Genomic DNA, 25,856 nt, shown 5'->3' with positions numbered 1-25,856 from the left:
GCGCAACAGATCGTCCATGAAAACCAACCTTCGAAAAACGCCGAAAACGCGCGGCGCGCGGCATCGACGCGCCAGACGGAACTGCGGTCAGCTTCTCCGCAAAGCGTTTAAGTTTGGTTGAGTAAATGGAAAAGAACGGGATCAACAAAGAGATAAGGCCGCACGATTGAAGCGCGCGGCCTTCCGTAACCTTTGATTAAGAATGTTGCCGCGGACGCGGTCAGGACGCGGCGATCAGGACCTTGTCGCCGTCGAGCGTGAGCGTCACTTTCAGTCCGCAAGCATCCGCCAGCAGGCGCGTGTAGTGCGGCTGCACCGCATGCGCATCGACCGTGTTCGCCGAGCTCGCATTGAGCAGATCGACGATGTTCTGCGGCACCCGCGCGTTGAGACCGGACGCGGTGATGCGGAAGCTCATGGTCTCACCCTCGCCGACCGGATCGATGATGAGAGTACCGCCGCGCGGGATGGTCTGCTGCGCGATCACCAGCATGTTGAGCAACAGCTTGACCCGGTTCTTCGGCAGCAGCAGCCGCGGCAGATTCCAGGTCAGCGTCACCTTGCCGTCCTCGATATGCCCCTTCGCCATGTTCTGGGCATCGCCGAGATCGATCTGCGCACCGGAGGAACCAGCCGCGCCGAACGCCAGCCGGCAGAACTGCAGCCGTGCCGACGCGGTCTTGGCGCTCTTTCGGATCAGATCGAGCGCGAATTCGCGGTCTTCGGGCTTGGGGTTGTCGTCGAGGACCTCAAGCCCATTGACGATCGCGCCGACCGGACTGATGAGGTCGTGACAGACCCGCGAGCACAACAACGCCGCGAGTTCGAGTGCGTCGGGAGCGGGACCGGGAGACGAAGTGGTAGACATCAATTGTTTCCTGGAAAGCCGCACGCCGACCGAGGAGTGCGAATCACGCATGCCTGTCGGCTTGATACACCGCGCAGACGGATGCTGCCAGCTTGCGGCGGGACTGGCATCATGATCTCAGGGGAAGACGAACAGGACATGAGACCCGCCCATGAATAAGGCACAATCGGCCGCCGTCGACTGCGACAAGGCCGCCACGCTGCTCGAATCGCTGACCGAGCTCGTGATCCGGGCCGGCGAGGCGATTCTCGCGGTCGACCGTTCCGCGATGCGGGTTGCCGGCAAGGGTGACGGGTCGCCGGTCACGGAAGCCGATCTCGCCGCCGACCACGTCATCGTCGAAGGCCTGACGCGGCTGGCGCCGCACGTGTCGCTGCTGTCGGAGGAGCGCGTCCATCTGGCGACGCCCCCCTACAAGGACAGCTTCTTCCTGATCGATCCGCTCGACGGCACCAAGGAGTTCGTCGCCGGCCGCGATGAATTCACCGTCAATGTGGCGCTGGTCACGCACGGCGTGCCGCTGCTCGGCATCGTCGGAGCGCCCGCGCTCGGGCTGATCTGGCGCGGCGTCGTCGGCAAGGGCGCGGAACGGCTGACCCTGCGCAACGGCGCGGTCTCGCAGGCGGTGCCGATCCGGACCCGTCCCTGCCCGCCGCGCGGCGCGTCATGGACCGTTGCGGTCAGCCGCTCGCACGGCGATGCGCGAACCGAATCCTTCATCGACGAACGGGGCGGCGCGGTCCGCGCCGTGCTGGGATCGGCCGTCAAGTTCGGCCGCGTCGCCGAGGGTGAGGTCGATATCTATCCCCGGCTCTCGCCGACGTCCGAATGGGATGTCGCGGCAGGCCACGCGGTCGTGGTCGCGGCCGGCGGCAAGGTGACCGATTCGAACGGCCACCCGTTGCATTTCGGATTGGGCCGCGAGGATTTTCTGGTCCCGGAGTTCATCGCATGGGGCGATCCTGCCGCGGCAGGATGATCACTGCGCGAGATTCTCTTCCAGCTCTGGCCAGCGCGCCGCGGCTTCCTTCAGGAAGCGCGCGGGATCAGCCGCGAAGGCGTCGCGGCTGTGTTCCCGGTTGAACAGATAAAGCCTGTTGCCGACGACGGCCCAGAACCGCGGATTGCCCGCGCAGGTCACGCCCCGCACCAGATCGGTCGGATCGTAGCCACCGAACTGCGGACCATAGATTTCCGGATGCGCCACGAACGAGGCACGGTTGCCCTCGTTGCGGAAACGCCAGACAGCACCGCTGCCGGTGGCTTCGAATTCGGGCCGCCCCTGGGTGGCAGCGGCGTCGGTGAAATAGGCGACAGGATCGAATCCTTCGATCGCCAGTCCGGAGTAGCGGTTCGTCACCACGCGCTCGGTCGTGGTGGCCGCAACGGGCAAAGCGGGCCAAACGGCCGTCAAAATGCCCGCCAACAGGCCGAAAAACGCCATTCCACGGCACGATCCATATCTTTCCTGCCGTTGTGCCGTCATAGTTGATACCGATAACATCCGAGTCGAGGGGACACTGGGCGCAACCTAGGGCCGTGCCTGTTGGCATCAGGTTAAGGGGCAGCGCCCGGATTTCGATAGCAGGGGTTCTTTATGACTTTCGCATCACGCCTTGCCGCGGTCGCGTTTGCCGCGCTGATGTGCTGGAGCGCAGGGGCGTCCGCGCAGCAGCCTCCGCCGCAATATCCGCCGCCGCAGCGTGAGCCGACACCGTATACTTACGGGCCCGACGAGCTGGTCGGCGCCGGACACAAGTTCTTCGGCAACGTCTCGCGGGGATTGGCCTCGGTCATCGAGCGCGCGGTCAGCCAATGGGGTCTGCCCAACGGTTATGTGCTCGGCGAGGAAGGCTCCGGCGCGTTCGTGGCCGGGCTGCGCTATGGCGAAGGCACGCTCTACACCAAGAACGCCGGCGACCTCCGGGTCTACTGGCAGGGACCCTCGGTCGGCTTCGACTGGGGCGGCGACGGCGCCCGGACCATGACGCTGGTCTACAACCTGCCCTCGACGCAGGCGATCTATCAGCGCTTCGTCGGGATCGACGGCTCGGCCTATATCGTCGGCGGCTTCGGCATGACGGCGCTCACCGCCAACAACATCGTGCTGGTCCCGATTCGCTCCGGCATCGGCCTGCGGCTCGGCGCCAGCGTCGGCTATCTCAAATTCACGCCGCGCGCGACCTGGAACCCATTCTAGGCCATCGCCCTGATCGCCTGTGGCAGCGCGCGCCGCCACGGCCAGCGATTTACCTTAACGCGGCAAACGGGCTGGCCTTCGGCCGGCCGGCCATGGCATTGTGATTAACAAATTCCTTCTTCCCTGGAGTGACCCTTCATGATCGAGCCGATCATGTACGCGGCGATCGGTTTCCTGATCTCGATGCTGTGCGGCCTGATGATCCTGCCGCTGGTGCACAACCGCGCGGTACGGCTGACCACGCGGCGGATGGAAGCGGCCACGCCGTTGTCGATGGCCGAGATCCAGGCCGACAAGGACCAGCTCCGCGCCGAGTTCGCGATGTCGGCCCGCCGGCTCGAAATGAGCGTCGACCAGCTCAAGAGCAAGACCACGAGCCAGCTCGCCGAGCTCGGCAAGAAGACCGATGCGATCAACCGCATGAAGATCGAGCTCGGCGAGAAGAACGCCGCGATCTTCGCGCTGGAGGCACGCGAGAAGGCGATGAAGGAGCAGCTTCACGCCACCGAGGAGGAGTTCACTGCCAAGACCGAGCTGCTGCGCAACGCCGAGCAGGCGCTGACCGACAAGCAGAGCGAGCTCGGCAAGATCAACGCCGCACTCAACGACCGCTCGATGACCGCCGACAGCCGCCAGATCGAACTGGTGGCGGTGCGGACCCAGGTCGAGGAGTTGAAGACCCGGGTCGGCGACGCCGCCAAGGAGTTCGCAGCGACCGAAGCCCGCCTCACCCACGAGCGCAACCAGTCGGAAACCGCGACGCGCGATCTCACCGACGCGCGCGGCCGGGTCGAGAATCTGAGCCAGCGCGTCACCGATCTCGACCGCCAGCTAATCGCCCAGGTCAAGGAAGCCGAGATGCTCGGCAACCGCGTCACCGACCTCGAGACGCGGCTTGCGACCCAGGGCAAGCTGCTGGCCGAGCGCGAGTTCGAGAACGGCGAGCTCAAGCAGGCCAACGCCGCCGCCGAGCGCACGGTGCAGGAGCTGCGCGAGGAGATCGCCGCGGCGGGTGGCGGCAAATCGTCCGTGCTCGAGAAGCTGCGCCAGGAGAAGGCGGCCGTCGAGGAGCAACTGCACGTCGCCCGCGACGAACGCGGCAAGCTGCAACGCGACATCAACGCGATCCAGCAGCAGGCCGAGAGCTCCTGGGCGACCGAGCGCATGGAGAACGCGCTGCTGCGCGAGCGCATCAATGACATCGCCGCCGAGGTGGCCAAGCTCGCGATCCAGCTCGAGGGCCCGAATTCGGCGATCGAGGCCATGCTGGCGGCCGAGCCGGCCGTGCCACCGAAGGCCGCCGCCAAGCCCGCGGGCAGCACCGCAAACGGCGCCGCCTCGCCGGGCAGCGGGATGCCGGAATCCGGCGGGACGCTGGCCGAACGCATCCGGGCGCTGCAATCGCATGCCTCCCGCGCCCGTCAGCAGGGCGCTTGATCTTCCGAGGGGTTCGATTCCTGATTCCTGAAGGTCGTGGCTTGACACCCCTACCCGGCACTTCGTAAATCGCACGCTCTGACGAAGCGCCGCTATCGACCGGCCGCCAACCAGCGGCCTTTGGCACGTCAGACGTCCCGGACGCATAGCTCAGCGGGAGAGCGTTCCCTTCACACGGGAGAGGTCCAAGGTTCGATCCCTTGTGCGTCCACCATTCCCCTTCCCGACCGCCAACCCGACCATAGCCGCCAGAGCCAGCTCAACGCCGTCTGCGTACCGCTCTGCCGCAGCGCAGCAATATGACCGCGAGGTTCCGGCCAGCCGGTTCCTCCACGGAGTCCTACGGGGTTTTGTTTGCAGGCTTCCTCGGCTACCTTCCCGGAACTCGCGGAGGCCGGGAACGTCTCGATGCGCAAGAGCAATGACTACATTCTGAAGCTGCGGCCTTGGTCGTTGTCGACGTTCGTCGTCGCCCTGCTTGCCGTGGTGCTCGCCACCGCGACGCAGGAGATGTTCGCGAGTTTCGGCATGCAGTTCTATTTCGCGGGCTTCGTGCCGGCGATCCTGATCGCCGGCCTGATGGGCGGCGCTCCGGCCGGCGCGTTTGCGACGATCATCACGGTGCCGATCGTCTGGTGGGTGTTCATGCCGCCTTATTTCGAATTCGCCTGGCCGACAGCCGACGATTACGACAGCATCGCGATGTTCCTGCTGTCGAGCGCGCTGCTGGTCAGCTTCTCGCAGCTCTACCGCGAAGCGCTGGTGATCCTGCGCAAGTAGGCGCGCGGCGCAGGCCGTTCCTGCTCGCCTGCGACGGCGGTTGCTTGCACCGATGGCCCGCCTCAGATCCCGAACATCCAGACCGCGACGATGGTGGCCAATGTCGCCAGGCCGCTGATGGTCCAGCCCACCGCGTAGAAGGTGTCGTCGGGGGCCGTGTCGAGTATCGTGCCGGTGGTTTCCGTCATTGATCGCCAGCGCATGCCGCGCCTCCTCGGAACTCCTGCCCAGCGACATAACGCGGCTCCCGGTTCCCGGTTCCGTCGCTTCGACGCTGGCGCCGATCACGAGCCATTCACGGACTGCTGATCCCTGCCGCGGAACCTGCGACATTCTGTCCCGTTGAGGGGCGTTTGAAACCAACTTGGGAGAACAATCCGATGCGAACCCTGATCCTCGCCGCCACCGCGCTCGCCTTCGTATCAACCGCAGCACTCGCGCAGGACAAGGCCGGCGGCAGCCCGGCCCCCGCAGCGCAGAGCGGCGACACGGCAACCAAGGGCGAGGCGACCAAGATGGCGCCGAAGAAGAAGGCCAAGAAGTCCGCGAAGAAATCGAGCGCCAAATCCGGCGCCGCGACGACCGGGGACGATGCGGCCAAGCAATAGACAGAAACAGTCGCAGCAAGCGATCACGGAAAAGGCCGCCCGCGGGCGGCCTTTTTTGCTGTCTGCGGTGGGATGCTGTCCCCGCCCCGTCCCGTCGCAATCCGCTGCGCCGATCATCGAGGCCGGTGAATTCGAGTGCGGAGGGGGAGCGAAATAGTTGCGAAACCGGCAATCGGCACCGCCATCGGATCGTTCTGAAATAGACCACCAGCCTCAGAAATTGCTCCACCTGCCGCGCCTCAGTTCTGCCGCGAGTTCGCAGATGGCGCATGATCCAAACGGGCTATCACCACAGCGCGGAGAAAGATTCATCGATCGGCATCGTGCTGAACGCCGTTGTCGCGCTCGCCAGCCAGCCCGCTCTCTCGCAGCCGCTGCGCAAGCCAGCGCGACGCGGCGCTGTCGATAGCGCCGCCGGCATAGACCTCGGAAGCGCTCACTCCGCTCCGCCCCACGATCACCAGCACGCCGATCGCGTAGGCGAACCAGACGTTCGGATCGGTCAGCGCCTGCAACTTGCGCTGATCGTGCTCGAGCGGCTGGTGGTTGCTGTCCTTGCGCAGCTCGATCGCCAGCAGATTGTTCGGGATGTCGCGCTGATGCACGACGATATCGGGATAGATCGACTTGCCGAGATGGTCATCGGTCGAGCTGCCCGAGCCGCGCGGCAGCCGCAGCGTGCGCTCGCCGAGCCGATCGTAGTTGCAGTCGACCTGCCAGCCGGCGAACTGCCGCTCGACATAGACCGCGAGCCGGTGCGTCAGCGTGCGCTCGCCGAGATCGCGCTCCAGCAGGAGCGTTTCCTGCGCATAGAATTCCTCTACGGCGGCGATCACCTTGTTCAGCTCGGTCTGCATTGACGCCTCCGACTGGACTGGACCGCCGCCGCGGCCGTTGAACCGGCGCTGCTACACCTGCACTTCGATCAACCGCGGTCCCGGCTCCGCAATCGCTTCGGCCAACGCCTTGTTGAACTCATCGGCCGTCGTCACCGCCCTGCCCGGCACACCCATGCCCTTCGCGAGTGCGACGAAATCAAGGGTCGGACTGTCGATCCGCAGCATGTCCTGCGCCCGCTTGCCCGGCTCGCCGGCGCCAACGCCGTCGAACTCGCCGCGCAGGATCTGATAAACGCGGTTGGCGAACACGATGGTCACGACGTTGAGCCCCTCGCGGGCCTGCGTCCACAGCGACTGGATGGTGTACATCGCGCTGCCGTCGCCGACCATGCAGATCACCTTGCGGTCCGGACAGGCCACCGCCGCACCGGTTGCGACCGGGGTCGAGTAGCCGATCGAACCGCCGAGATTCTGGATCCAGTCGTGCGGAGCGGCTCCCGCCGTCAGCGGAAAGAAGCCGCGCCCGGTGGTGATGGACTCGTCGACCAGGATGGCGTTGTCAGGGACCGCTGCCGCGATCGCCTGCGCGATCGACGCATGATTCAACGCGCCGGTCGGCTTGACGAGATCGACCGCGACCTGCGGCTTCGCATCGGCGGGCTTGGCGCCGACCGCCGAGGCCAACGCCTCCAGCGCCGCGACCGAATTTTCCCCGCTCGCGGTCATGCGATGAACGTCGCACCCTTCCGGCTTGAGCAGGCTCGGCTTGTTCGGATAGGCAAAGAAGGCGACCGGCTCGTTGGCTTCGAGCAGAACGATGTGCCGGAAGCCCTTCAGCGCGGCCAGCGCCTGCTCGACCACATAGGGCACCCGCTCGATCGAGAAGCGGCCGCGGCCACGCGCCATCCTCGGGCTCGCCAGCGGACCCATCACCTTGCAGCCGGTCTTGCCGGCGATCTGCGCCGCCAACGCCAGTCCCTTCTCCGTCACCGCGCTGCCGGTCATCAGCAGCAATGTCGGTTCACCGCTGCGCAGCAGCCGGGCAGTGTTCTCAACGGCCGCGGCCGAATAGCTTTCGCGCTGCGATCCGGCCGGCACCTGGGCGACGCCATCGGCCTGGTTCCAGGCGGTGTCGGCGGGCAGGATCAAGGTCGCGATCTGCGGCGGCGCGCCGGCGGCGGCAGCGATCGCAGCCGCGCCGTCAGCCGCGACCGACTTGGCGTCCGGCGAGGTGCGCACCCAGGACGACATCGGCCGCGCCAGGCCCTCGATATCCGAGGTCAGCGGCGCGTTGTATTCGATGTGGTAGGTGGCGTGCTGGCCGACGATGTTGACGATGCCGGAATTCGCCTTCTTGGCGTTATGCAGATTGGCAAGGCCGTTGGCGAGGCCGGGCCCGAGATGCAGCAGCGTCGAGGCCGGTGTTCCCTTCATGCGGAAATAGCCGTCGGCCGCGCCGGTAACGATGCCCTCGAACAGGCCGAGCACGCAGCGCATGCCCGGCACCTTGTCCAGCGCCGCGACGAAATGCATCTCCGAGGTGCCTGGGTTGGTAAAACAGACATCCACGCCGCCTGCGACCAATGTCCGCACCAGACTTTCCGCACCGTTCATGCTCACGCTCCCGTTTCGAGATGTTCTTGAGGTCGTTCCAGATCAACCATTCTTCGTCGGCTTCGTCAAAGGTTTGACCGGACAATGCAGGTATCGCGCCCGATCTGTTGCCTTTTTAAACCGTGTTGTTCGAAAGTGCACAAAGTCACGGCTTCGTCGCTTGCGAAGCGCCGGTAATTGTGGCCTTTCTGAGCGCATATTTGATTGTTCGCGAGGACGATGACCATGCGCCCGATTGCCCTGATGTTTGCCGCGCTCACGGTCCTGGCAGGTGCCGGCCAGGCCCAGGCTCAATTCTTCGACTCGCGCGGCTATCAGTCCGAAGCCCCGAGCTTCTTCGGCAATGGCGCGAGCCCGATCCCGCGCGCCACCGTCAACTATCCGACCGATTATGCTCCCGGCACCATCGTGGTGAACACCGCCGAACGCCGGCTCTATCTGGTGCAGGCAAACGGCCAGGCCCTGCGCTACGGCATCGGCGTCGGCCGTGACGGCTTCCGCTGGAGCGGAACGCATCGTATCACCGCGAAGAAGGAATGGCCGGCGTGGACGCCGCCCTCGCAGATGCTGCGCCGCCGCCCCGATCTGCCGCGCCACATGGCCGGCGGCATCGAAAATCCGCTCGGCGCGCGCGCGATGTATCTCGGCTCGACGCTGTACCGGATCCACGGCTCGAACGAGCCCGAGACGATCGGCCAGGCCGTGTCGTCGGGCTGTTTCCGCATGACCAATGACGACGTCAAGGACCTCTATGACCGGGTCTCGGTCGGCACCACGGTGGTGGTGAAGAATTGATCGCAGCGGGACGCTGCCATCCGGCAGGATCGCTGATCCCGACCTGATCCTGTCTTGCGCTGCCGCACACCTTGCGGCAGCGTGGTCGGAATGCCCCAGCACCGATTTTCGATCCTGCCCGTTCTCGCCGCGGCGTTCGCCGTTTGCCTCACCGATGCCGTCGTGCCCGCGACGGCCGCCGAGATTCCGGCCATCGTCTCGCGCCAGCGCCACGAGAAGAAGACCTTCACCGACGCCGAGATCGTCGAAGGTTTTCTGAAGACGGCGTTCGGCGCCGAGTTTCATCTCGCCGGACGGGTCGACCGGATCCGCAAATACGACAGCCCGGTGCGCGTGTTCGCCGACGGCAGCCGCGCCGACCGCAAGGCGCAGCTCGCGAAGGTCGTCGCTGACATTCGCGCCAAGGTGCAACATCTCGACATCGCGATGACCGAGGACAAGGATGCGGCCAATGTCGTGGTCAAGCTGGTGCGCGACCACGATCTCTACCGCACCATCGCGACGTTCTACGGCCAGGAGCGCGCCAAGGAAATCCGCTCCTCGCTCGACCCGCAATGCCTGTCCGGGTTCCGCAAGAACGACAATTACGAGATCGAGCATTCCGACGTGATCCTCACCGTCGACAACAGCGATTTCGTCTTCTTCGATTGCGCCTATGAAGAGCTGCTGCAATCACTCGGCCCGATCAACGACACCGCGACCGTGCCGTGGACCATGTTCAACGACAGCGTCTCGATGGGCTTTTTCGACGTCTACGACCAATATCTGCTCAATCTGCTCTACGACCCCCGCATCAAGCCAGGCATGAACGTGCAGGAGGTCAAGGCCGTGCTGCCCGAGGTCCTCGCCACGGTCCGCGCCTGGGTGGCGAAGGTGAACCATCTGGAATGAGTGGCGGCGCGATTGGCGCACGCTCTCGCGGCACACACTGCCGTCGTCCCTGCGAAGGCAGGGACCCATACTCCGCGGCGGGTATGGTTGAAGAGACTCGTCGGTCGAGCCTCGCACAACGATGACCATCGGTATCCCCGCGCACGGGTTGGCCCTCAAGCCAAATTCCGACAATCGAGAATGATGGAGGATGAATCGAGCGAAGCCAGACCCGTGATCGGCGACCCATCCCACATTTCTGCGAAGACACCAAAGACGCGACACGACCGCTCTCTCCGCTTGACCTTGCCCCTGCGGCCGCCTCCATAGGAGGTGCGGTCAGACGACGCGAGGTGATTCGATGAATGCTGCCGCCCGTTTCCTCAGCCCGTCCGAAGCTGCACGGCGGCTCGGCATCTCGGCGAAAGCGCTGCGCCTGTACGAAGAGCGCGGCCTGATCGTGCCTCACCGGTCGCCGGCGGGATGGCGCGCCTATGGTCCGGCTGAAATGGCGCGCTGCGCCGAGATCGTCGAATTGCGCGCGCTCGGCCTCGGCATCAGCGAAGTCGCACGGATCCTCGGCGGCGATGCCGCCAGCCTCGGCCGTGTGCTGGCAGCGCACGAGACCGCGCTCGAGGCGCGGATCCGCCAATGCGGCGACAGCATCGCCAGGGTGCGGCGGCTGCGCACCGAGCTCGACGACGGCAAGATGCCCGCGACGCGCGACATCATCGGCGCAGTCAGGACGCGGCCGACCATTTCCGTCGCGTTCGATCTGCCCTGGCCGTGGGGCGGCGAGCGCTTCGAACTGCGCGACGTCAAACTGCTCAACCACATTGTCGGCCCGCTCGGCAGCGGCAAGACACGGCTCGCGCAGCGTCTCGCCGAAACACTGCCCGATGCCGCCTTCGTGGGACTGGACCGCACGGCCGATGGCGGCGCGGCGGTTCGTGGCCGCCTCGATGCCGATCCACTCCACAAAGCGAGGGTCGCGGCGAGCCGTGCCGCGCTGCTGGCCGGCGGTGCCGTGGACTCGCCGGCATTGACCGCGCTGCTCGCGCCACTCGAGGCAGACGACGACACCATCCTGGTGATCGACATGCTCGAACACGGGCTCGATGCGGCCAGCCAGGAAGCCGTGATCGCGCATCTGCGCCGTCGCGGACCAGAGGCGCGGCCGCTGTTCTTTCTCACCCGCTCCAGTGCGATCCTGGATCTCGACGCAGTCGGCGACGACGAGGCGATCATCCTGTGCCCGGCCAATCACAGCCTGCCGATCAGCGTGACGCCCGTACCCGGCGCCCCCGGCTATGAAGCGGTCGCGACCTGCCTCGCCTCGCCCGAGGTGCGCGCGCGGACCGAAGGCATGATCGCGTGGCGGCCGGCCTGACTCTCGCATGAGTTGTATTATAATGATATAACAATATCCGGCACAGATCGGATGCATGGCGAAAAAGTATGCTATAAGCACGGTACATGATCGAGCTTCCGCGTACCCAGGCCTTGCGTTGCTTCATCACGGTTGCCCGTGAGGGCACCGTATCGCGCGCGGCATCGATGCTGAAACTGACCCAGCCTGCGGTCAGCCTGCAACTGAAAGCGCTCGAGGAGAGCACCGGGCTGCAGCTGTTCAACCGCACGCCTGCCGGATTCACGCTGACCGAGGCCGGCGCGGCGCTGCTGCCGCTGGCGCACAGGGCGGTGGCGGCGGCATCCGATTTCAAGGCGACGGCGGACTCGCTGAACGAAGCACAGCGCGGCACGTTGCGCGTCGGCACCATCCTCGATCCCGAATTTACCCGGCTCGGTCCGTTCGTGCGCAGCCTTGCGATGTCCTCGCAACGCACCGAGGTGTTCCTGCGCCACGGCGTGAGCGACGACGTGCTGGCGCAGATCGGCAGGGGCGAGTTCGACGTCGGCTACTACGTCGACGCCACGCCATCGGACCAGCTCGTCCGTCACAGCTTCGGCGAGCGCACCATCGCCGACGGCCGCTACCAGCTGGCGCCGTTGCTGAGCTACGACTATCGCGTCATCGCGCCGATCGGCTGGCGGGACCGGGTGATGGGCAAGGGCTGGGCCGAACTCGCCGAGCTGCCCTGGCTTGCCACGCCAGCGCATTCCGGCCATCGGCGGCTGCTCGACGATATCTTCCGCCCGCTCGGCGCATCACCGAAGCGCGTCGGCTACACCGATCAGGAAGAGGCGATGATCGACTTCGTCGAGTCCGGCCTCTGCCTTAGCCTCGCGCGCGACAACATGCTGGCGCCGCGGATGGCGCGCCCGCATCAGTTCGTCGTCGCCGACAAGGTGAAGCTGACCTGCGATCTCAGTTTCGCCTGCCTCGCCAGCCGGCGCCAGGAGCCGGTGATCGCGCACGCCTTCGCAAGCATCCGCGCGGTGTGGAACATCAAGCCGGCAATCACCGGCGCCGGACCGACGCGGACGCGCAAGGTCGCGAAGAACGTGTAGGCGTCGACGTCATCGCCTCATGGCGTGGTTACCTCCGACGAGCGGAGCGCCCCACATCGATTGCAGCCCCTCGTATTCACTGACGTCGAACGTAGACGATGCCCCAGCCGATGCCGAGCGTGGCGGCACCGAGCGAGCCGATCAGTACGCCGAGTTTGGCGGCCGTCAACGCCGCCTCGTCCGTGAAGGCAAGCATGGCGATGAAGATCGACATCGTGAAGCCGATGCCGGCCAGCAGGCCGACCAGACAAACGCCACCCCAGGAAACGCCGGGTGCCAGGCGGCACCAGCCAAGCTTGACCGCGACCCAGGTCGCGCCGACGATACCGAGCGGCTTGCCGGCGATCAGGGCAAGCGCGGTGCCCAGCATCACGAAGCGGCCCGCGGCGGAGAGATCGGCGCCCGCGAGGCTGACGCCGGCATTCGCCAGCGCGAAGATCGGCATCACGCCATAGGCCACCCACGGATGCATCGCCATCTGCACCCTCGACACCGGCGGCAATATCTCGCGATGAGCGAGACGAAGATCACGCAGCGGCTGCTCCAGCCGGTGCGCATCCCCCGCCTCCACCGCATCGCTGCCGCGCAACTGCTTGAGTACGCGCGACACCATCTCCAGCGGCTGCTCCCGCATCGGTAGCGGAGATGCCGGCGTCATCAGGCCGAGCACGACACCCGCGAGCGTCGGATGGACGCCGGCCATCAGGAAACCGGCCCAGACCAGCGAGCCGGGCAGCAAATAGAGCGGTGCGGAGCCGATGCCGATCCGCTGAAATCCGACCACAGCCAGCATGCCGAGCAGCGCCACCGCGAATCCACTGAACTGAAGGCTCGCGGTGTAGAACACGGCGATGATCAGCACCGCGATGATGTCGTCGATGATCGCCAGCGCGAGCAGGAACACCCGCACGTTGACCGGGATCGATCGTCCGAGCAGCGCCAGCACGCCGACGGCGAACGCGATGTCGGTCGCGGTCGGCACGGCCCAGCCCTGGGCACCGGCGGGATCGCGGTTGAGCGCCAGATAGATCAGCGCGGGCACGATGACGCCGCCACTCGCCGCCACCAGCGGCAGGATCGCCTGGTCGAATCTGCTCAGCGCGCCCTCATGGATCTCGCGCCGGATCTCCATGCCGACGACGAGGAAGAACGCCGTCATCAACGCGTCGTTGACCCAAAAATGCAGCGACCGCGAGAAGACGTAATCGCCGATTCCGAAGGAGAGCTGCAGGTTCCAGAAGTCGTGATAGCCGTGCGCGAGCGGAGAATTGGCCAGGATCAGCGCGCCGGCGGCGGCGACAAGCAGCGTGACGCCGCTGACGGCCTCGACATGGAGGAAGCGCTGCAGGGTACGGAAGGCTTGTTCAGCAAGCCGCTGCACGCGCGGCATGTGGTCCGAAGGTAGATGATCGTTCATAGGGCGCAACGCTCCCTGCGTGGCGGCCCGACCATCGCTTGACCTGTCGCCACCCAATGCAGCGAGCACCCGGCCGCCGTTATACAGCGCGGCAGCGGCAATTCAACCGTGAAGCAGGAAAAGCCGCCTCCATGGCGGCCTTTCCAACACCCATGGGTAAACCGTTCAGGCCGCCTGCGGCACGCTGCGGCGCCGAACCGCCATTAGTCCGACGCCCGCGAAACCGAGGATCAGCATCGCCCAGGTGGTCGGCTCGGGGACGGCGCTGGTGATCGTTACAGAGAAGGTGGCATCGCGGGAATTGTTGACGGCCTGGCGCCAGACCGGCCCGTCGGCCAGGACGTTGGCAAACACCAGATTGCCGAGATTGGGGATCGAGTTCGAGTTGCAGCCGGCAAACGGCAGGCAATCGGCGACGGTCGCCGAGCCGGCATTGGAGTGGCCGTTCTGATCGATCCCGTAAGTGCTCAGGAACGCCACGTAGGTCTGGCCTTGCGTGACGTTGGCGCCAACCGGCGAGAAATCCAGCAGGCCGGCACTGGCGGAGACCACCGGGCTTTGCCAAAGCAGCGTGGTCGGCTGCGAGCCGTCCCACGCATAGATCGCACCATACAGCGAAGGCAGCGCCGAGCTGTTCAGCGTGAACTGAAAATTGGTCACCGCGCCGCTGATCGGAGCCGTGAACGTCTCGCCGACGAACTGGGTCTGCTGACCGCCACCGGTGCCGGCGCCGGAGAGATACACGAAGCTGTCGGTGTTCGTCGGGTTGCTGATCACCGCGGCCGATGCGGGAACAGCACTCAGTGCAGCCAGGCAAGCAATCGCGGCCACCGCGGCGGTGGTCCTAATATTTTTCATAATGCGTCCTCTGTATGCCGAGCCTCATCTCAGGCGAGGCTTTCCGGGCCGCATATTCAATCGCGGCGTTTCGTTATCGGGTGCCGCGGCAAAACATTTACGACATTTCCGGAATCGCGCCGGCTTGCGTCGATTGGTCGCTGTTCGCCCGCTCAGTGCTCCGCGGCAGCCACCGCCTGCGCCAGCGCGGCCGACGCCGCCGCGATCTTCTGGCGACGCGCGGCAAGCCGCGACTGCTCGTCTGATATCTCGGCCTGGCTCACCTTGATCATCGCCGCAACCGATGACGCGGCCGGGCCGCCGATGCCGTTGCGCAGCTTGACGCTGCGCACGGGGTCGAGCGCATCGCGCACGGCGGCGGCGGAAATCTGGATGGTGCGGCCGAGCTGCGCCTGCGCGGCAGTCTCGATCATCGCGACGTCGATCTGATCGGCAGTCTTTCCACCGTTGATCGCGGCCTCGACGACACGGGCGATGATTTCATGGGCTTCGCGAAAATCGATTCCACTCTCGCGCACGATCGTATCGGCGAGGTCGGTCATGGTCGAGAAGTTCTGCGCGGCATAGCGCAGCATCTGCTCCTTGTTGGGCTGCAACGTGCGCACCACCCCGGTCATCGCATGGGTGGCCGCGATCATCGCATCCAGCGAGCGCGGCTCCAGCGGCACCCGCGTCACGCTGTGCTGATATTCGGCGGCATTGAGCGAGGTCAGGACCGAGGTCACCGCACCGACGGAGTTGGCGGCGATCTGGCGGGTGCGCTCCAGCGAGTCCGGGTTCTTCTTCTGCGGCATGATGCTGCTGGTTCCCGCAAAGGCGGGATCGAGCTCTGCGGAGCGATATTCATCCGTGCTCCAGAGCTGGATCTCCGACGCCAGCCGGCTGAGGCCGCTGAGATAGATCGCGTTGTCGGAAGCAAACTCCGCGATATGGTCCCATCCCGCGGTGCCCTCGATGGTGTCGATGACGAGCCCGTCGAAGCCGAGCAACGCGGCGGTCCGCTCGCGATCGAGCGGCCAGCTGGTTCCGGCCGACGCGGCCGCGCCCAACGGGCTCTGATTGACGCGGGCATAGAGCTGCTCGTAGCGATCGATGCTCTTGCCGAGGCTCTCCGAGATCGCCATCAGGTAATGCCCGAGCGTGATCGGCTGCGCCTCCTTGCGATGGGTATAGACCACCATCACCGTGTCGAGATTGTCCGCCGCCTTGGCAACCACGGCCGAGCGCAGCGCGATCAGCGCCTCGACGGTGCGGTTCAGCTGGTCGCGATAGAACATCCGGTTGACGGTGTTGGCGAGATCGTTGCGGCTGCGGCCGGTATGCATCCTGCCGGCCACCGGCCCGATGGTCTTGATCAGCGCCGCTTCGTAGGGGAGATAGGTCCGCAGCGAGGCGTCATCCGCCGCACGGGCATCGACGGTATCCAGCCCGCGCAGGATGGTGGCAGCGTCGGAGCGTGTCACGATGCCCTTTTCCGCGAGCATCACGACATGGGCGCGGTGCACCCGCACCTCATACGGAAAGGTCGCATCGCCGAGCGTCTTGGCCGCGGCATCGAAATCGTACAGTTCCTGGAACTCGGGCGCCTTCGGCACCGCGCTGCGGCCGATGCGCGTTCCGTCGTTCAGCGCCGGATTTTGTTGGGCGCGGGTTGATGCGGTGGCCAGCGCCGCCGCGAGGACGAGCGAGCATGATGCCGTCAGCACGGCGCGAGCGGTCAGGAGTGTCATGGGGCCGGATGCTCTTCTGATCGGGTTGCGAACGGCCCGTGGAGCCGACACGCTGGGACGATGTTCGGCTGGATCGTGCTGCGATCGCCCGGCCGGTGCAATAGCTTTGATGCAAGGCTGCATTACGATCGCAATCCTGGAATCTGTCCAGATTGCGCGATCCGCGCCGTGTCCCTCGCAAGGGGGACAGACGCCTCCCGCGGAATCAATATGATGCGAAACCGGATGCCGGTCGGCTATCATCGGCCGCACATAAAAGAACCTGCTGGGGAGGATTTGCAATGAAGCTGGCCATGGCCGGACTCTGGGTACTCGTGGGCGCAATCCTGGTTGCGCCGCAGGCACGTGCCGACATCAAGGTCGGCGTCGTGGTGTCGGCATCCGGGCCGGGCTCGGCGCTGGGCCAGCCGCAGATGCGGACCATCGCCGCGCTGCCGAAGGAGATCGCCGGCGAGAAAGTCACCTATATCGCGCTCGACGACGAGTCAGATCCCACCAAGGGCACGCAGAATGCCCGCCGCCTCGTCATCCAGGATGGCGTCGACATCCTGATCGGCTCCTCGCTGACCCCGGTGACCATGCCGATGCTCGACGTCGCCGTGGAATCCAAGACCCCGATCATCTCGCTCGCGGCGGCGACCGCGATCGTGCAGCCGATGGACGACCGCCGCCGCTGGGCCTTCAAGGTGGTGCCCAATGACGACCTGATGGCGGCGGCGATCCTGAAATACATCGCGAAGTCCGGCATCAAGACGCTCGGCTATATCGGCGTGTCGGACGGCTATGGCGAAGGCTATTACAAGGAGGTGTCGCGGCTCGCCCCCGGGCTCGGCCTCACCGTGACGACGCATGAGGTCTATGCCCGCGCCGACACCAGCGCCACCGGCCAGGCGCTGAAGGTGATCGCGACCAACCCCGATGCGGTGTTCATCGCCTCCGCGGGTACGCCGGCGGTGCTGCCGCAGGAGGCGCTGCGCAGCCGGGGCTATGCCGGCAAGATTTTCCAGACCCACGGCGTTGCCTCGGAGGAGTTCATCAAGCTCGGCGGCGCCAATGTCGAGGGCGCGATCTTCACCGGCGAGGCGTTCACCATCGCCGACGACCTGCCGGCCAACGATCCGTTCCGCCAGGTGCGCGACGAGTTCGTGTCGTCCTACGAGAAGGTCAACGGGCAAAAGCCGAACATCTTCGGCGCGCATCTGTGGGATGCCGTGACGCTGTTCAAGCGGGCGGCCGCGAACGCGCTGAAGACCGCCAAGCCCGGCACCGCGGAATTCCGCGCCGCGCTGCGCGACGAGTTGGAGCGCGGCAAGGACGTCTACCTGAACAACGGCCTCTCGACCATGAGCCCGACCGACCACAACGGCTATGACGAGCGCTCGGCGTTTCTGATCAAGGTCGAGGGCGGCAAGTTCAGGCTGGTGAAGTAGCGGCAGGAGATCGGCGAAGCCGCGGGGAAATCAGGTTGAGCGGTCCTCGCGCTTTGGCTTCATGTATGCGCATAATCCTTCCACAGGGCCGCGTCACATCTTGCACTGGCAGTTGGCGACAAGCCTGTCCTTGCGTCCACCCGCTGCCATCAATTGACGGAGGCGTTCTCTGAACGATTTCTGCCGACTGACGTGACATTTGGGATACAATTGGCGAGCAATCTTTCCTGGCTTTGCTTCGCGCCGTCCCAAGAGACGAGTTGGCGTCGACTCTCGGTGAACCCGCGACTAGGTTGGATTTCGTAACGGGGCGCGTACCAGTGCGGCGACGGCTGCAAATCCATCTCCCGGTTTTCTTGATGGCGCTGATGATGCAGATCATCGCGCCAATCGGCGCTTCTTGGGCGATGGCGTCCAGCCTGTCTGATCCGTTTGCCGCTTTCGGCGGTGCTGCGATCTGCCACAATGCCGGTGCGGAGGCCGACAACCAGCCCGACCAAAACCGTCACACCCACGATGGTGCCTGCACGCTCTGTTGTCTGGTTCATGCCGCCGCAGCTCTGGACACGCCCAATATCCCGATCGCCGTAGCCTATCGGTTTTCGCTTCCGGTGGTCTGGCACAACGTTGCGCAGGAATTGCGGAACTCCGCCGGCAGCAGGCACGCTCAGGCCCGTGCTCCCCCCTCCAACTCCTGACTTTTCCAAAATCGCTGCATCGATGCGGTCGCTTGGCCGCGATCGATGACGTTGTCGACTATTGGCGGGCGATTGTGCCCGAGTTGGAGAGTTTCAGATGTTTCGTTTTCGTGCCTTGGGCGGCGCGAGTGTCGTCGCGCTTCTTGCCGTCCTCGATCTCGCTCATGCCCAATCCACACAATTGCCGAGCGTGACGGTCCAGGCTCCGAACCAAACCCGTCCCGCCGCAACGCGCAAAAGCAAGAGGTCTGACGCCGGCCGCGTCAAACGCGCAGGCGCGAAACCGGCCGAGCCTCCACCGCCGGTCAAGAACGCTGCAAATGCCCTCGGAACCTATAATCCTGCACTTGATCTGCCGGACCTCAAACTCCCGCTCGGGGCCACCCTGACGACGGCGGGCCCAGTCGATGGCTATCGCGCGCTGTCGGCCTTCTCGTCGACCAAGACGGCGACGCCGATCGAGCAGATCCCGCAATCGATCCAGGTCATTCCCAGAAGCGTGATGGTCGACCAGAACAATCTCTCGGTGACCGAAGCCATCCAGAACGCGTCGAACGCGCAGGGGCCCAACTACCTCGGCATCGGCACGACGGGCTTGGCGAACCCGCTGACCATTCGAGGCTTTGGCGCCCAGCAATGGCTCGATGGTCTCCCGGTCAACTACGATACCGGCGATCGCGACTCGTTTGCGAACGTGGAGCGGATCGAGGTCCTCAAGGGACCGAACGCGATCCTCTACGGGGGTGGAACAGGCGCTCCCACGAGCGGCGCAGTCAACGTCATATCCAAGCTCCCGACCGACAAGGCAAGCATCGAAACGGGCCTCACGTTCGGCACCAACAATTACCTGCGACCGTACTTCGACGTCAATCAGCCGCTCACGGACGACAAGACCGTACTGTTCCGCGTCACCGGCGAGTACACGGCGTCCGACAGCTTCGTCGATGTGGTCCATCAGGACCGCTATTCGTTCAACCCGACGCTGACCTTCACCGACAAGAGCGACACGACGCTGACCATCCAGGGACGGATCTCGCGTTTCGAACAGCAGGGCTACGAGGGTTTGCCGGCGGTCGGAACGGTCGCGGGGAATTTCCGCCTCAATCCCGACCTGTTCATTGGCCCGACCAACATCCCAAAGAGCGTGACGGAGGTTCAAGGCGTCACAGTCACCTTCGATCGCCAGTTCGACCAGTATTGGTCGTTCAATGTCAAGACGCGCTGGTCGAAGTCGAACGAGGATCAGAAATCGCAAACCACCCTGTCGGCCGCACCCGACGTCGGGCCGACCACGTGGAGTCTCGCCAATATCGACCTCGCGCAGAAACAGGAGGAGTTCACGATCAACCCCAATGTGCAGGCCAAGTTTCGCTTTGGACCGACGCAGAACGTCTGGCTCACCGGCGCCGACTACAGCCGCGTGACGGACAGCGGCTTCATGCACGGAGACCTGGGCGTCGCGCCGGTCGACCTGCTGAATAGCCCTGTCTTTCCGACGCCGTATGCGGATCCGGACCCCGCGTCGCCGACGTATTTTTCGTTCTTCCAGTTCAACAGCGTTTACGTCACGAAGGGCGCATATACGCAGCTGCAATCGACGATCTTCGACCGCCTTCACATCCTGGCCGGCGTGCGCCTCGCAAGTATCAATATTGACTATGACGAAGACTATCCGTTCGGTGCGGGTGTATACTCGCCGACTCCGTTCGGCAGCAATAAGACCAAAACCCTGCCCCGGATCGGAGCTGTCCTCGATCTCATTCCTGGCCTGTCAGTTTACGGCAGCTACAGCGAGGGCATGATGGCTACGCCATTCACGCAGGCGTTGAATACCAACATCGAACCCGAAACGTCAAAGCAGCTCGAAGGCGGCTTCAAGCTGAATATCAATAACCAGTTGACCGGCACGGTCGCCGTCTTCGACATCCAACGCCAGAACGTGCCGGTTCAGATCGGCGTCGGCATCGGCGCTGAATCAGCGCAGGAATCGAAAGGCTACGAAGCCGACCTGATCTGGCAGCCTGACAAGAACTGGAAGGTTCTGGCGAGCTATGGCCACACGAACGTCGTGTTCTCGGATTCCTTCAGCGGCATTCCGGCAGGCAACCATCCCGCCGGCGTACCGGAGGATTCCGGCCGTGTCTGGGTGAACTACGCATTTGATACGGCCGCGCTCAGGGGCTGGAGCGTCGGTGCGGGCGTTTATGCTGCGTCCTCGCAATATGTCGACACCCTGAATCTGTACAAGACGCCGGGATATTTCACCGTCGATGCCAAGGTCGCCTACGAGAATGAGCACATCAGGGCGTCCCTCAACATCAAGAATCTGACGGGAGAGAAATACTTCGTGCCTTACGCCTGGCTCGGCGGCCAGGTAGCGCCCGGCGACGGTCGGGCTCTCTATGCCACGGTCTCCTATCGATACTGAGATCAATCGTCGCGCGCGCCTGGACCACGCACGTCGCAGTCAACGGAGTGAACGAAATGATATCGAAACGAGAGCTGCTCCTCGTGTCCGCCGCCGCGGGCCTCGCCGCGGCCAGTCTCGGGGCTGCTTCCGCCGCTGAGGTGGCGCAGGAGCCGGCGGCTGGCCACGGCACCTCGCAGATGCCGGCCGGTTGGATGGGCAAGGAACAGATTGCGTTCCTGATCTACCCGGAGTTCACCGCGCTCGACATGGTTGGCGCGCAGGCCATGCTGGCCAGCCTTTTCGGGGCGACCACCCACATCGTTGCAAAGACCAGGGACATCGTGAAGAGCGACAACGGGCTGCAGTTCCAGCCCAGCGCGACCTTCGACGAATGCCCGCGCGACCTCGATATCATCTCCGTGCCCGGCGGCGCGGCTGGTACGCTTGCGGCCATGCAAGACGACGGCACGCTTCGATTTCTCAGGGATCGCGGGTCCCGCGCCAGGTTCGTCACCTCGGTCTGCACCGGGTCCTTGCTTCTGGGCGCTGCGGGACTTCTGACCGGCTACAGGGCAACCTCGCATTGGGCGACGGTACCACTGTTGCCGCTTTTCGGGGCAACCGCGAGCGAAGCCCGGATCGTCCGCGACCGCAACAGGATCACCGCCGGCGGCGTCACGGCCGGGATCGATTTCGGCCTGTCGCTCGTCGGGCAGTTGCGCGACCGGCAATATGCAGAATGCGTCCAGCTCATGGCCCAATACGCACCGGAGCCGCCTTATCATGCAGGAACGCCCGAGACGGCTCCGCCCGACGTCACGAAGATGACGCGCGACATGTTCGTGGACTTCAACAAGGATGCCGAAAGGATCGGGCGCGAGGCTTATTCCAGATATCGCGACGGCTGACACGAAGCAATTCGAACGGCCATGCCGCGCACGCCGGCATGAAGGCGATACGGCAAACCGAGGGGACGGAGATGTTCAGAACGACTTTGGCTGCACTATTTGCGCTCGCGATCGGTTTGAGCGTTTGCTTTGCCGCGCCGGCAGGCTCGGACGACGCATCCATCAGTCAGCTTCTCCATAGTATGTTCGACAAGCCACATGAGCCGCTTTCGGTGGAACCGATCATGGTGTCCGGCAATCATGCGATTGCCGATTGGGTTCAAGGTGAGATGGGGGGCCGCGCATTGTTGCGCAGCCAGCGTGGGATCTGGGCAATCGTCCTCTGCGCCGGGGATAGTATCAAGTCGAGGGATGCATTGTTGAAAGCTGGCGTGCCTCTCGCCGATGCGGAGAGGCTTGCTAGCGATTTGGCAACGGCCGAAGCCAAGCTACCGCCGGAAAAATCCGCGATGTTCTCTCGCTTCGACGGCTTGGTCATGATCAACGGTGATACGAACCACCAGATTCACGACGGCAAATAGCCCGAGCGTTGGAACACCGGTTTGCCGGAAGAAAGCACGTCAGTGCAAAAATCCGGAGCCAGTACGGAATGAGCTCTAGTCGCCGCCCCATCGCCAACGCGGCGGCTCGCCCTTCCACCAGCACACGGCGATGAGCAAAACGCTCAGCATGACCACACAGGCGATGAAGCGCACCGGAGATTGCGGCAGGTTCATCGCACCGCCGATTGCGATCAGGGCCACAAAGCCCGCGAGAACCGCCCAGCCCTGCCAGCCGTTCGGCGGTCCCCAGCCCCAGCCGTAGCGCTTGGCGGGAAACCAGTATCTGTCGTCATGCGGCATGGGATTGCTCCAGTCCTGAAATCCCCCGCTTACACCTTCCCCGATCCGCAGATGTCCTTCAGCGCCTGCCATTCGGCCGGCGACAGCAGCGGCGCACCGTTCAACGCGACGCCGGCGTCGGCCTTCGCCATGCGTTCGAGACGATCCTCGGTCAGCGGATGGCTGGAAACGAGCGACAGCCCCTTTCCTTCCTTGCCAGTGACGCGGAACATCAATTCGCCCATCGGCTTCGCCGGACGGCCGAGCTTGTGCATGGTCTCGATCGCGAACGTATCGGCATTGGTTTCCGCGTCGCGCGAATAGGACGATGTCACCAGCGAGCGCGAGGCGAAGATCAGCGCACCGGAGCCGGTGACATCGCCGAACAACAGCCCGATCAGGAACGAGGTGCCGCCATTGTGGATCAGTTCGCGCATGCTGTCGCGGTGGCGGAGATGGCCGAGTTCATGGGCCAGGACGCCGGCGACCTCGTCGGGGTTGTCGGCCTTCGCCAGCAGCCCGTCGAACAGATAGACCTTGCCGCCGGGTAACGCGAAGGCGTTCGGAACCGACGTCGCCAGCACGCCCGACTGCACCGAATTGTCGAGCCCGGCCGACTCCCGCAACTTGCCAACCAGCTTTGTGAATGCGGCCTGGCCATCGGCGTTGCTGCACGGCTTGCCGTCGAATATCACCTTGACCTGCGCCTCCGCGACGTCGCCGAGGCGGCGTTCGAAGGAGTCCGGCACCAGCGGCGTCAACCGCTCGGCGGCGAGCGGCACACCGAACAGCACCACCAGCACGATCGACACCGCCGCCGCCAGCGACCAGCCGACGATCGCGGCGACGCCCTTGCGGCTCGGCAAGCCATCCTCGAGCGCGTCGCAGCGCGCCACGAGCCCGGCGGTCAATTGCGCATCGCGGATTTCGAGCCGCGCCAGCGACGGCGCGGTCAGACAGCTCAGCCGCAACAGGCCGGACGGACTGTCGGCACGGCGGATATCGTGAAACGCCCAGCGCGCCAGCTCTTCGCCGTCGTCCCGGATCTCCAGCGCATCGGACAGCGTCAGCGCGACGTTGCGCCGCCGGTTCGATGCACCGTCGAAGAACACCGCGCCGGGCGCGGGCGGCGCCGCGGAATTCCGCTGGCTCGACTCGGATTCCATGTTGCTAGAACCCACCGACGTCGAGGCCATCGGCGAAGCCTTCGCCGAGCGCATTGGCGAGATCGCCGCGCGCGGTGACGTTGGCCGCCGCCTCGATGTTGTGCACGATGGTCGAAGACAGCACCCGGACCCAGAGATCGCGCATCAGGTACACCCGGATCACCACGTTCATCGCCAGCGCATAGGCGAGATAGCCGATGCCGAGCAGGACGATCAGCGGAATGCTCCTGGCGAACGCCTCGGTCTTGAAGAAGGTCTCGATCGAGGTGCCATCCATGCTCGCGACCAGGAAGATGCAGAGCATGAGATAGGCCGCGAACACCGCGAACAGCAGCACGATCCAGCCGATCACCTTCCAGTACAGGCCCACCAGCGCGCTGCGGCCGAGCGTCGATTCCAGCCGCACCTCGCCGAAGCGGATGCCGGACAGCCACCAGCGCCACTCGATCGCCTTGAACGCCGCATAGGCGAACGGAGCGAACACATAGGAAGACAGCGCGAACGGCATCAGCAGCCAGAGCCACCAGCCCTGCTTGAAGAAATCCCAGCCGCGGCCCTCGAACGAGCCTTGCAGGTCGCCGTAATAGGAATGCCGCATCTTGTAGCGTTCGAGCGCCGCCTCACGCCACGGCAGCGCCAGGCCGAGCGTGATCACGACCAGGAGGCCCCATAGCGAGGCCTTGAGGGCATAGATCCAGCCCGAGCCGCTCATCCAGAAGCGGACGCCGCGCCACACCGTGCGTGTCAGGCGGTAGCGCCGTGCGCGGTAGATCGCGAACTGGCCGAACATATAGAAGAAAGCGACCAGCGGCAGCGAGGCGAACGCCTTGAGATGCTCGGCCTCGATGCCGATCAGGAAATAGCCGAGATAGATCGGCACCAGGATCGCCAATGCGACCAGGAAGCCGATCAAAAGCTCCTTGCCGCGGCCGGTATATTCCGGGGCGTCGCCGTCGATCTGGGTGTTCGACCAGAGGTGACGGCGGATGTCGGTGGTGAGCCAGAACCGGTAGAAGCCGACGGTGACGAGCTCGAGCCCGGCGCCGCGCGCGACCAGGCGAAAGAAGTCCTTCCGGTTCCCTGTAAAAGCCGCCGGCATCGGCGGCGGAACCGGTGGTGGCTGCGGCGGCCCCAGCGGGGTCCAGCTCATATCGTTCACGGATCAACTCCAGGACGGGGACAATCTCTGCGCTACAAAAAGCACAGGTTTGTCGCAGTGAGTGTGATCCAGGTTTCGCAGAAGGTCGAGATCGCGGGATGATTTTTGGCGGGGTGCGGTTGGCCGTGCCTTAACGGCATTGCCGGAAACAGCGCGGTCCTTGCCCGGGCTTCGAACCGGGAAGCGGGAGTGACATACTCACGGGTGAAGCGATGGAACCGTAACCGACACCCGCTGACCGCGCGAGGAACACCATGATAACCAAGTGGATCGTGCCGGCATGCTATCTGGCGCTTGCGATAGCTCCCGCTGCTGCCGCTGACGTGCGCCTGGATTCCTATCGTAATCCAAAGAACGAGAACTTTCGCATCTTTAACCATATGTACCTGGACGGCGTTCGGGGCGGCATGATGGCCTACAATGCGTGGCTCACACACCATGGCGGCCAGCCGTCCTTCTGCATGCCGGGCAACCTCGCGCTGACCACCGAGCAGACCGAAGAGATCATGCTCAAATCGGCCGACAAGCGGGGCGCCAAGGGTGACATGCTGGTCGCATCCCTGCTGCTGTGGGGCATGCAGGATACCTTCCCCTGCGAAAAACCGGCCAGCCAATAACCGCGCCATCGGCACGCCGTCGGACCAAATCAAACACCGTTTCAAACAGGCCATGTCAGGCCGCCTGCCCCGCTCGGCGTGAAAAGCCCGGATTCGGCCGCTTTGGCCTGATATCAATGCGGCCGAATGCACGCCGAGGGGCCTTGCGCAAACGCTGGA

26 protein-coding genes and 1 tRNA gene are annotated in these 25,856 nt (G+C 64.7%); 16 read left to right on the top strand and 11 right to left on the bottom strand.

The genetic code is table 11. From position 1 onward, the window contains the following. Positions 1–220: 220 nt before the first annotated feature. Positions 221–868 carry a histidine phosphotransferase ChpT gene (gene chpT / locus B2W55_RS31530; protein ID WP_024583740.1) on the bottom strand — a complete coding sequence of 216 codons (648 nt, stop codon included), beginning with the start codon at positions 866–868 and terminating at the stop codon, positions 221–223. A 151-nt stretch (positions 869–1,019) separates the two neighbouring features. Between chpT and cysQ the strand changes: the two genes are divergently transcribed. Further along, a complete protein-coding gene (gene cysQ, locus B2W55_RS31525) occupies positions 1,020–1,847 on the top strand; it encodes a 3'(2'),5'-bisphosphate nucleotidase CysQ (protein WP_024583741.1) in 828 nt (275 codons plus the stop codon). Here cysQ and B2W55_RS31520 read toward each other — a convergent pair whose 3' ends face one another. Next, positions 1,848–2,312 (bottom strand): YHS domain-containing (seleno)protein, encoded by a 465-nt coding sequence (locus tag B2W55_RS31520; protein WP_024583742.1) that lies wholly within the window; start codon positions 2,310–2,312, stop codon positions 1,848–1,850. 153 nt (positions 2,313–2,465) lie between these two features. Between B2W55_RS31520 and B2W55_RS31515 the strand changes: the two genes are divergently transcribed. From B2W55_RS31515 to B2W55_RS31500, 4 genes are all read left to right on the top strand, one after another. After that, positions 2,466–3,068 carry a DUF1134 domain-containing protein gene (locus tag B2W55_RS31515; RefSeq protein ID WP_024583743.1) on the top strand — a complete coding sequence of 201 codons (603 nt, stop codon included), beginning with the start codon at positions 2,466–2,468 and terminating at the stop codon, positions 3,066–3,068. A gap of 138 nt (positions 3,069–3,206) precedes the next feature. Continuing rightward, positions 3,207–4,505 (top strand): hypothetical protein, encoded by a 1,299-nt coding sequence (locus tag B2W55_RS31510; RefSeq protein ID WP_024583744.1) that lies wholly within the window; start codon positions 3,207–3,209, stop codon positions 4,503–4,505. Between the two features lie 139 nt (positions 4,506–4,644). Beyond that, positions 4,645–4,719 (top strand) — tRNA-Val (locus B2W55_RS31505). Positions 4,720–4,913: 194 nt separating this feature from the next. Then, the gene (locus B2W55_RS31500; protein ID WP_024583745.1) at positions 4,914–5,285 is read left to right on the top strand and encodes a DUF4118 domain-containing protein; all 372 of its coding nucleotides are present in this window, start codon (positions 4,914–4,916) and stop codon (positions 5,283–5,285) included. A gap of 62 nt (positions 5,286–5,347) precedes the next feature. Here B2W55_RS31500 and B2W55_RS31495 read toward each other — a convergent pair whose 3' ends face one another. Beyond that, positions 5,348–5,488 carry a hypothetical protein gene (locus tag B2W55_RS31495; protein ID WP_160306661.1) on the bottom strand — a complete coding sequence of 47 codons (141 nt, stop codon included), beginning with the start codon at positions 5,486–5,488 and terminating at the stop codon, positions 5,348–5,350. Between the two features lie 177 nt (positions 5,489–5,665). Here B2W55_RS31495 and B2W55_RS31490 point away from each other — a divergent pair, with 177 nt between their 5' ends. After that, positions 5,666–5,893 carry a hypothetical protein gene (locus B2W55_RS31490; RefSeq protein ID WP_024583746.1) on the top strand — a complete coding sequence of 76 codons (228 nt, stop codon included), beginning with the start codon at positions 5,666–5,668 and terminating at the stop codon, positions 5,891–5,893. Between the two features lie 308 nt (positions 5,894–6,201). On the opposite strand, the gene B2W55_RS31485 is transcribed toward B2W55_RS31490, so the two are convergent. Next, positions 6,202–6,750: a hypothetical protein gene (locus tag B2W55_RS31485; protein WP_024583747.1), complete on the bottom strand. Its 549-nt coding sequence runs from the start codon at positions 6,748–6,750 to the stop codon at positions 6,202–6,204. Between the two features lie 51 nt (positions 6,751–6,801). After that, positions 6,802–8,346 carry an acetolactate synthase large subunit gene (locus B2W55_RS31480; RefSeq protein WP_024583748.1) on the bottom strand — a complete coding sequence of 515 codons (1,545 nt, stop codon included), beginning with the start codon at positions 8,344–8,346 and terminating at the stop codon, positions 6,802–6,804. Positions 8,347–8,571: 225 nt separating this feature from the next. Between B2W55_RS31480 and B2W55_RS31475 the strand changes: the two genes are divergently transcribed. From B2W55_RS31475 to B2W55_RS31460, 4 genes are all read left to right on the top strand, one after another. Next, on the top strand, positions 8,572–9,141 hold the full coding sequence (locus tag B2W55_RS31475; RefSeq protein WP_024583749.1) for a L,D-transpeptidase: 570 nt from the start codon (positions 8,572–8,574) through the stop codon (positions 9,139–9,141). Positions 9,142–9,231: 90 nt separating this feature from the next. After that, a complete protein-coding gene (locus B2W55_RS31470; protein ID WP_024583750.1) occupies positions 9,232–10,032 on the top strand; it encodes a DUF2927 domain-containing protein in 801 nt (266 codons plus the stop codon). Positions 10,033–10,372: 340 nt separating this feature from the next. Continuing rightward, positions 10,373–11,401: a MerR family transcriptional regulator gene (locus tag B2W55_RS31465; protein WP_024583751.1), complete on the top strand. Its 1,029-nt coding sequence runs from the start codon at positions 10,373–10,375 to the stop codon at positions 11,399–11,401. An 86-nt stretch (positions 11,402–11,487) separates the two neighbouring features. Then, positions 11,488–12,483 carry a LysR family transcriptional regulator gene (locus B2W55_RS31460; protein ID WP_024583752.1) on the top strand — a complete coding sequence of 332 codons (996 nt, stop codon included), beginning with the start codon at positions 11,488–11,490 and terminating at the stop codon, positions 12,481–12,483. 76 nt (positions 12,484–12,559) lie between these two features. Here the strand turns inward: B2W55_RS31460 and nhaA are convergent, their stop codons facing one another. From nhaA to argH, 3 genes are all read right to left on the bottom strand, one after another. Further along, complete coding sequence (gene nhaA, locus B2W55_RS31455; RefSeq protein ID WP_024583753.1) at positions 12,560–13,900, bottom strand: Na+/H+ antiporter NhaA; 1,341 nt, start codon at positions 13,898–13,900, stop codon at positions 12,560–12,562. A 165-nt stretch (positions 13,901–14,065) separates the two neighbouring features. Further along, positions 14,066–14,758 carry a PEPxxWA-CTERM sorting domain-containing protein gene (locus B2W55_RS31450; protein ID WP_080890917.1) on the bottom strand — a complete coding sequence of 231 codons (693 nt, stop codon included), beginning with the start codon at positions 14,756–14,758 and terminating at the stop codon, positions 14,066–14,068. Between the two features lie 152 nt (positions 14,759–14,910). Further along, positions 14,911–16,488 carry an argininosuccinate lyase gene (gene argH, locus B2W55_RS31445; RefSeq protein WP_024583755.1) on the bottom strand — a complete coding sequence of 526 codons (1,578 nt, stop codon included), beginning with the start codon at positions 16,486–16,488 and terminating at the stop codon, positions 14,911–14,913. A 281-nt stretch (positions 16,489–16,769) separates the two neighbouring features. Between argH and B2W55_RS31440 the strand changes: the two genes are divergently transcribed. The 5 genes from B2W55_RS31440 (at position 16,770) to B2W55_RS31420 (ending at position 22,455) form a co-directional block, all read left to right on the top strand. Further along, positions 16,770–17,918 (top strand): ABC transporter substrate-binding protein, encoded by a 1,149-nt coding sequence (locus B2W55_RS31440; RefSeq protein ID WP_024583756.1) that lies wholly within the window; start codon positions 16,770–16,772, stop codon positions 17,916–17,918. Between the two features lie 359 nt (positions 17,919–18,277). Continuing rightward, on the top strand, positions 18,278–18,616 hold the full coding sequence (locus B2W55_RS31435; RefSeq protein ID WP_043855238.1) for a DUF2946 family protein: 339 nt from the start codon (positions 18,278–18,280) through the stop codon (positions 18,614–18,616). 97 nt (positions 18,617–18,713) lie between these two features. Further along, complete coding sequence (locus B2W55_RS31430; protein ID WP_024583758.1) at positions 18,714–21,044, top strand: TonB-dependent siderophore receptor; 2,331 nt, start codon at positions 18,714–18,716, stop codon at positions 21,042–21,044. A 56-nt stretch (positions 21,045–21,100) separates the two neighbouring features. Continuing rightward, a complete protein-coding gene (locus B2W55_RS31425; RefSeq protein WP_024583759.1) occupies positions 21,101–21,934 on the top strand; it encodes a DJ-1/PfpI family protein in 834 nt (277 codons plus the stop codon). Positions 21,935–22,005: 71 nt separating this feature from the next. Next, positions 22,006–22,455, top strand: coding sequence for a copper uptake system-associated protein (locus tag B2W55_RS31420; protein WP_024583760.1), 450 nt, complete (start codon positions 22,006–22,008; stop codon positions 22,453–22,455). A gap of 75 nt (positions 22,456–22,530) precedes the next feature. On the opposite strand, the gene B2W55_RS31415 is transcribed toward B2W55_RS31420, so the two are convergent. Genes B2W55_RS31415 through B2W55_RS31405 form a run of 3 tightly spaced genes read right to left on the bottom strand, consistent with a single transcriptional unit; the run spans position 22,531 to position 25,071 of the window. After that, positions 22,531–22,776, bottom strand: coding sequence for a hypothetical protein (locus B2W55_RS31415; RefSeq protein ID WP_024583761.1), 246 nt, complete (start codon positions 22,774–22,776; stop codon positions 22,531–22,533). Between the two features lie 29 nt (positions 22,777–22,805). Continuing rightward, entirely contained in the window at positions 22,806–23,921 is a 1,116-nt protein-coding gene (locus B2W55_RS31410) for a M48 family metallopeptidase (protein WP_024583762.1), read from the bottom strand. A gap of 4 nt (positions 23,922–23,925) precedes the next feature. Beyond that, positions 23,926–25,071 (bottom strand): DUF898 family protein, encoded by a 1,146-nt coding sequence (locus B2W55_RS31405; protein ID WP_029879830.1) that lies wholly within the window; start codon positions 25,069–25,071, stop codon positions 23,926–23,928. Positions 25,072–25,334: 263 nt separating this feature from the next. On the opposite strand from B2W55_RS31405, the gene B2W55_RS31400 reads away from it, so the two are divergent. Then, on the top strand, positions 25,335–25,697 hold the full coding sequence (locus tag B2W55_RS31400) for a hypothetical protein (RefSeq protein ID WP_244442297.1): 363 nt from the start codon (positions 25,335–25,337) through the stop codon (positions 25,695–25,697). The last annotated feature ends 159 nt before the right edge of the window (positions 25,698–25,856 follow it).

Source organism: Bradyrhizobium sp. UBA2491 (genome assembly GCF_002341725.1).
In the GTDB taxonomy this organism is placed as follows: Bacteria; Pseudomonadota; Alphaproteobacteria; order Rhizobiales; family Xanthobacteraceae; genus Bradyrhizobium.
The sequence above is the reverse complement of the archived record's forward strand: the minus strand, read 5'-3'. Positions and strand labels throughout refer to the sequence as shown.

Bases quoted from the DNA above. Each gene is read 5' to 3' on its own strand.
- chpT (WP_024583740.1), bottom strand. From the start codon at position 868: ATGTCTACCACTTCGTCTCCCGGTCCCGCTCCCGACGCACTCGAACTC.
- cysQ (WP_024583741.1), top strand. From the start codon at position 1,020: ATGAATAAGGCACAATCGGCCGCCGTCGACTGCGACAAGGCCGCCACG.
- B2W55_RS31520 (WP_024583742.1), bottom strand. From the start codon at position 2,312: ATGGCGTTTTTCGGCCTGTTGGCGGGCATTTTGACGGCCGTTTGGCCC.
- B2W55_RS31515 (WP_024583743.1), top strand. From the start codon at position 2,466: ATGACTTTCGCATCACGCCTTGCCGCGGTCGCGTTTGCCGCGCTGATG.
- B2W55_RS31510 (WP_024583744.1), top strand. From the start codon at position 3,207: ATGATCGAGCCGATCATGTACGCGGCGATCGGTTTCCTGATCTCGATG.
- B2W55_RS31500 (WP_024583745.1), top strand. From the start codon at position 4,914: ATGCGCAAGAGCAATGACTACATTCTGAAGCTGCGGCCTTGGTCGTTG.
- B2W55_RS31495 (WP_160306661.1), bottom strand. From the start codon at position 5,488: ATGCGCTGGCGATCAATGACGGAAACCACCGGCACGATACTCGACACG.
- B2W55_RS31490 (WP_024583746.1), top strand. From the start codon at position 5,666: ATGCGAACCCTGATCCTCGCCGCCACCGCGCTCGCCTTCGTATCAACC.
- B2W55_RS31485 (WP_024583747.1), bottom strand. From the start codon at position 6,750: ATGCAGACCGAGCTGAACAAGGTGATCGCCGCCGTAGAGGAATTCTAT.
- B2W55_RS31480 (WP_024583748.1), bottom strand. From the start codon at position 8,346: ATGAACGGTGCGGAAAGTCTGGTGCGGACATTGGTCGCAGGCGGCGTG.
- B2W55_RS31475 (WP_024583749.1), top strand. From the start codon at position 8,572: ATGCGCCCGATTGCCCTGATGTTTGCCGCGCTCACGGTCCTGGCAGGT.
- B2W55_RS31470 (WP_024583750.1), top strand. From the start codon at position 9,232: ATGCCCCAGCACCGATTTTCGATCCTGCCCGTTCTCGCCGCGGCGTTC.
- B2W55_RS31465 (WP_024583751.1), top strand. From the start codon at position 10,373: ATGAATGCTGCCGCCCGTTTCCTCAGCCCGTCCGAAGCTGCACGGCGG.
- B2W55_RS31460 (WP_024583752.1), top strand. From the start codon at position 11,488: ATGATCGAGCTTCCGCGTACCCAGGCCTTGCGTTGCTTCATCACGGTT.
- nhaA (WP_024583753.1), bottom strand. From the start codon at position 13,900: ATGAACGATCATCTACCTTCGGACCACATGCCGCGCGTGCAGCGGCTT.
- B2W55_RS31450 (WP_080890917.1), bottom strand. From the start codon at position 14,758: ATGAAAAATATTAGGACCACCGCCGCGGTGGCCGCGATTGCTTGCCTG.
- argH (WP_024583755.1), bottom strand. From the start codon at position 16,488: ATGACACTCCTGACCGCTCGCGCCGTGCTGACGGCATCATGCTCGCTC.
- B2W55_RS31440 (WP_024583756.1), top strand. From the start codon at position 16,770: ATGAAGCTGGCCATGGCCGGACTCTGGGTACTCGTGGGCGCAATCCTG.
- B2W55_RS31435 (WP_043855238.1), top strand. From the start codon at position 18,278: ATGGCGCTGATGATGCAGATCATCGCGCCAATCGGCGCTTCTTGGGCG.
- B2W55_RS31430 (WP_024583758.1), top strand. From the start codon at position 18,714: ATGTTTCGTTTTCGTGCCTTGGGCGGCGCGAGTGTCGTCGCGCTTCTT.
- B2W55_RS31425 (WP_024583759.1), top strand. From the start codon at position 21,101: ATGATATCGAAACGAGAGCTGCTCCTCGTGTCCGCCGCCGCGGGCCTC.
- B2W55_RS31420 (WP_024583760.1), top strand. From the start codon at position 22,006: ATGTTCAGAACGACTTTGGCTGCACTATTTGCGCTCGCGATCGGTTTG.
- B2W55_RS31415 (WP_024583761.1), bottom strand. From the start codon at position 22,776: ATGCCGCATGACGACAGATACTGGTTTCCCGCCAAGCGCTACGGCTGG.
- B2W55_RS31410 (WP_024583762.1), bottom strand. From the start codon at position 23,921: ATGGAATCCGAGTCGAGCCAGCGGAATTCCGCGGCGCCGCCCGCGCCC.
- B2W55_RS31405 (WP_029879830.1), bottom strand. From the start codon at position 25,071: ATGAGCTGGACCCCGCTGGGGCCGCCGCAGCCACCACCGGTTCCGCCG.
- B2W55_RS31400 (WP_244442297.1), top strand. From the start codon at position 25,335: ATGATAACCAAGTGGATCGTGCCGGCATGCTATCTGGCGCTTGCGATA.